The following is a 4,497-nucleotide window of genomic DNA, read 5'->3' as shown; positions in this document are numbered from 1 at the left end:
GATGTAGACAGCCTGGAAGAGCAGCGCCAAGGTCGGCAGCACGGTTGGGTCGCGAACGGGCGGGCCGGCGAGAGGCAGCACCAAGACCCCGACGATCGCTGCCCCGGCGAGCTGGTAAAGCAGAAGCTTCTCGGCGCTCGCCTCGACCAGCTTCGAGCGCTTGATGAGGATGTTGGTCAAAGCCCAAAAGAATCCGGAGCCAAGGCTCAGCAGATCGCCGAACAGCATGTCTCCGCCGCCGCCAAGCTTGTCGGAAAACACCGCGACAAGGCCGGCAAAGGCCAGCAGCAGGCCAAGGAATTTCCTCAATGTGATCTGCTCACCGAGCAGGAAATGGCCGCCGAGCAGCATCCAGAACGGCATCGTGTTGACCAGCAGCGTGTTGCGGGCAACGGTCGTATGCTCCAGGCCGACATAAAGGCAAAGGAACTCGATGCCGAAAAGCGCGCCAACCACGATGCCGGCGAGCAAGGTCCCGTCGCGCGTGAAAAGCGCGATGCCGCGCCACCGGCACCAGGCAAAGACACATAGGCCGCCGATGATCGAGCGCGCGATCGACAGGAAGACCGGGTCATAGCCAGCGTAGGAGATCTTGGCGGCGACGTAATTCAACCCCCAGGAAAAGGTCAGCCCGACCATGATGGCGGCGGCGGCCATGTCGACCGTGTCGCGCCGGTCGAGCGCGTCACTGGCGCCGCTCACGATCAGTCCTCCGCGCTGGCGTCGTCGAAGCCGATCAGGTTCCAGCTCTGGCGCATGTGCGGCGGCATTGGCGCGGTGACATCGATGACGCCCTTGTCGGGATGCGGAATGATGATGCGGCGGGCGTGCAGATGCAGGCGGTTTTGAATGCCCCCTGGAAAGTCCCAGTTGGTGTCGGCCTCGAAATATTTCGGATCGCCCAGGATCGGGCAGCCGATGTAGGCGGCGTGGACACGAAGCTGGTGGGTGCGGCCCGTATAGGGCTCCATTTCAAGCCAGGTCATCGTCTGCGCAGCCTGCTCGATGATGCGGTAGTAGGAGACGGCGTGATCGGCGCCCTTTTCGCCATGCGCAGCGACCCGCACGCGGTCACCGTCCGGCGTCGGCTCCTTGATCAGCCAGGTTGAGATCTTGTCCTCGCGCTTGGGCGGCACGCCCTTGACCAGCGCCCAATAGGTCTTCTTGGTCTCGCGGGCGCGAAACGCTTCCGAGAGCTTCATGGCGGCCAGCCGGGTGCGGGCGACGACCAGAACACCCGAAGTGTCGCGGTCGAGCCTGTGAACCAGTCTGGGCTTCTCGCCCTTCTGGCTGCGCCAGGCCTCCAGCATGTCGTCGACATTGCGGGTGACGCCCGAGCCGCCCTGCACCGCAAGGCCCGCCGGCTTGTTGAAGACGAAAACCTTGGGATCTTCATGGATCAGCATTTTCGACAGGACATCGGCATCACCCTGGTTGCGGATCGAGTGGCCGGTCAGCGCACTCTCGCCCTTCTTGTCGACCTCGAGCGGTGGGACGCGAACCATCTGGCCGGGCTCGACACGGGTGTCGGCCTTGACCCGGCCGCCATCGACGCGGATCTGGCCGGAGCGCAGAAGCTTCTGCAAATGGCCGAAACCAAGGCCCGGGAAATGGGTCTTGAACCAGCGGTCGAGCCGCATGCCCGCCTCGCCGGCCTCCACCGTGATCTGTTCAACGCCTGCCATGTTTTTTGTCGCTTATCCGTTTCCCGAGCGAAGCTCGGCCTGTTCTTGGCGCGGCAATAGCACTAAGGCAGGCTTCTTGCGAGCCAAAGTCCCAGAAACAGGGCGATAATGGCGCCAATGACGCTGGCAAGGGCATAACCCAGCGCAGGCAGCGTGGCTCCCCGCTCCCACAGCGTCGCGAAATCGAGCGAAAAGGCGGAGAAGGTGGTGAAGCCGCCGAGAATGCCGGTAGCAACGAACAGCCTGACCTCGTTCGATCCGCCACGGCGCATCATGGAGGCGATGAACAGCCCCATGGCGAAGGAGCCAATGATGTTGATGGCCATCGTGCCCCAGGGATAGCTGGGGCCGACAAAACGCAGCGCGCCGATGTTGGCAAGGTGACGAATTCCGGCGCCGATGCCGCCACCGACGACGACGAGAAGCAGATTGAACATCTTCGGTACTTCCCCGGGCTATTCAAATTCAGCCGATGCCGCCAGCTGCATTGAGCGATTGCCTGCTCAGGTCGTCTCGGCATTCTTCGGCTTGGTCGAACCGATCATCTTCCAGTTCTTGTAGAACATGGAATTGATGCGCTCGACGCTGACCGAGACGATTGAGAGCATGCCCGCGATCAGTCTGGGAACCGGAGACGGCCGGATGATGTCCATGAACACGCAGTAGCGGCGTCCGTCATACTCGTTGACCGAGCGATGCAGCAGCGTGTCGTCGAAGATGAACAGCGGATTGTCGTACCAATAATTCTTGACGTTGCCGCACTCGACGAAAATCTCCGACTTAACCGGGATCAGATTGTAGAGGATGCGCAGGCTGAGCCGCAGCGGGCCGAAATGCCAGGAGGTCGATTCGCGCTTGCTGAAGACGGAAACGGCTATGGTCTTGATGTATTTGAAATCCTTGTTGAACTCGGCGACGTTGTCGATCCTGTGCTTGCCGTACCACTGGTAGACATACATGCCGCGCCGGCCGGCGCCGAAATTGGCGTCGATATCGGCAATGATCTCATCCTTGCGCGCCTTGAAGATGTCCAGGACCTCGTTGACCTCGCGCTGATAGTCGGCGGGAAACTGCTCCAGCTTCCAGACACCTGGATTTCTGTAGCACAAGAGGTCGACCAGCAGATTGAACGGCGAAAGCAGCCAGGTGAACAGGCCGTTGCCGAGAAAATAGCCTGAGAACAGCGACAGATCCTTGCGGTCGTTGCGCAGCACGTCGATCAGGCCGCAGATGATGAAGATCGTCGTCAGGATGGGAATGAAATAGAAGCCAAGGGCGAGAAGCGGGATGGCAATGGCGAATTTGCGAAGGGACTTGCGAAGGGTTTTTGTCATTTTTCCACGCGCGGAGCGCGATCCTGTTGCGAATGAAGTGCCCAAATCACGGCAACGACCACCGCCCGGTCGTGCGCCTTGATAAGGTTTTTTGGGTTACCACACAACGGCCCTGCTATCGTGGCCGGCTGGCTGCCTGGTGGATCTGGTCAACGGCCTCACGCAAGCCTGCTACTCCCGCTCCTTGCGCAGCTTCGCCCAATAGTCGAGCCGCTTCCTGATGTCGCGCTCGAAGCCGCGCTCTGGCGGATCATAGAAGGTCTGGCGGCCCATCTTCTCGGGAAAATAATCCTGCCCCGAAAAGGCATCCGGCTCGTCATGGTCGTAACGATAGCCGGCGCCGTAATCCTCCTCTTTCATCAGCTTTGTCGGTGCGTTGAGGATGTGCTTGGGCGGCAGCAGCGAGCCGTGTTCCTTCGCGGCCCGCGTGGCAGCCTTGAAAGCATTGTAGACGGCGTTGGATTTGGGCGCGGTGGCGAGATAGACGGTGGCCTCGGCAAACGCCAACTCGCCCTCGGGCGAGCCAAGATAATCATAGGCATCCTTGGCGGCATTGGCGACGACAAGCGCCTGCGGGTCGGCAAGGCCGATGTCTTCCATCGCCATGCGCACCAGCCGGCGGCCTAGATAGAGCGGATCCTCGCCGGCATCGAACATGCGTGCGAGATAGTAGAGAGCCGCGTCAGGGTCTGAACCGCGTACCGATTTGTGCAGCGCCGAGATCAGATTGTAATGGCCGTCCTGGCCCTTGTCGTAGATCGGCGCGCGGCGCTGGACGATGCGCTGCAGTCCCTGGGGATCGAAGACCTCGCCGGGTTTGGCTGCCCGCCAGACTTCTTCCGCGAGCGTCAGCGAGGCCCGGCCGTCGCCATCGCTCATGCGGATGAGCATGGTCCGCGCCTCGTCGTCGAGCGGCAGCGCCCTGCCCTCGGTCTCCTCCGCCCGCACCATCAGCTTGGAGATGCTCTCCTCGCCAAGCGAATGGAAGACCAGAACGCGCGCGCGTGACAACAAAGCGGCATTCAGTTCGAAGGACGGGTTTTCGGTCGTGGCGCCAACCAGCACGACTGTCCCGTCCTCCATGACCGGGAGAAAGCTGTCTTGCTGGGCACGGTTGAAGCGATGGATCTCGTCGACGAACAGCAAGGTCTGGCGGCCATTGGTGCGGCGCAATTTGGCCGCTTCGAACACCTTTTTCAGGTCGGCGACGCCGGAAAAGACAGCCGATATCTGCTCGAAGGCCAGGCTGGTTTCGCCGGCAAGCAGGCGCGCCACGGTGGTCTTGCCGGTGCCGGGCGGCCCCCAGAAGATCATCGAGCCGAGCGAGCCGGAACCGATCAACCGGGTCAGCGCGCCGTCAGGGCCGGTCAGATGCTCCTGGCCGACGACCTCGCCAAGGTTTCTCGGCCGCAGCCTGTCGGCCAGCGGCCGCCCGGGCGGGGTCTTTTCCGGTTCATCGACGCTGAACAGATCGGCCA

General features: G+C 61.9%; 5 protein-coding genes. All 5 read right to left on the bottom strand.

The features are described from left to right. A partial coding sequence (locus EN749_RS31210) for a DMT family transporter (protein WP_189367816.1) occupies nucleotides 1-657 on the bottom strand: 657 nt, incomplete at its 3' end. 47 nt (nucleotides 658-704) lie between these two features. Next, nucleotides 705-1,685 (bottom strand): RluA family pseudouridine synthase, encoded by a 981-nt coding sequence (locus EN749_RS31205; RefSeq protein ID WP_127271590.1) that lies wholly within the window; start codon nucleotides 1,683-1,685, stop codon nucleotides 705-707. A gap of 62 nt (nucleotides 1,686-1,747) precedes the next feature. Then, nucleotides 1,748-2,122, bottom strand: a complete 375-nt coding sequence (crcB, locus tag EN749_RS31200) for a fluoride efflux transporter CrcB (RefSeq protein WP_127810390.1) — start codon at nucleotides 2,120-2,122, stop codon at nucleotides 1,748-1,750. A 66-nt stretch (nucleotides 2,123-2,188) separates the two neighbouring features. Then, nucleotides 2,189-3,019: an aspartyl/asparaginyl beta-hydroxylase domain-containing protein gene (locus tag EN749_RS31195; RefSeq protein WP_127396447.1), complete on the bottom strand. Its 831-nt coding sequence runs from the start codon at nucleotides 3,017-3,019 to the stop codon at nucleotides 2,189-2,191. 171 nt (nucleotides 3,020-3,190) lie between these two features. Then, nucleotides 3,191-4,497 (bottom strand): replication-associated recombination protein A (locus EN749_RS31190; protein WP_245491532.1); only part of this gene is annotated, 1,307 nt, incomplete at its 5' end.

Source organism: Mesorhizobium sp. M7A.F.Ca.ET.027.02.1.1 (assembly GCF_004022985.1).
Taxonomy (GTDB): domain Bacteria; phylum Pseudomonadota; class Alphaproteobacteria; order Rhizobiales; family Rhizobiaceae; genus Mesorhizobium.
Note: the sequence above shows the minus strand (reverse complement) of the source record. Positions and strands in the feature narration are given on the sequence as shown.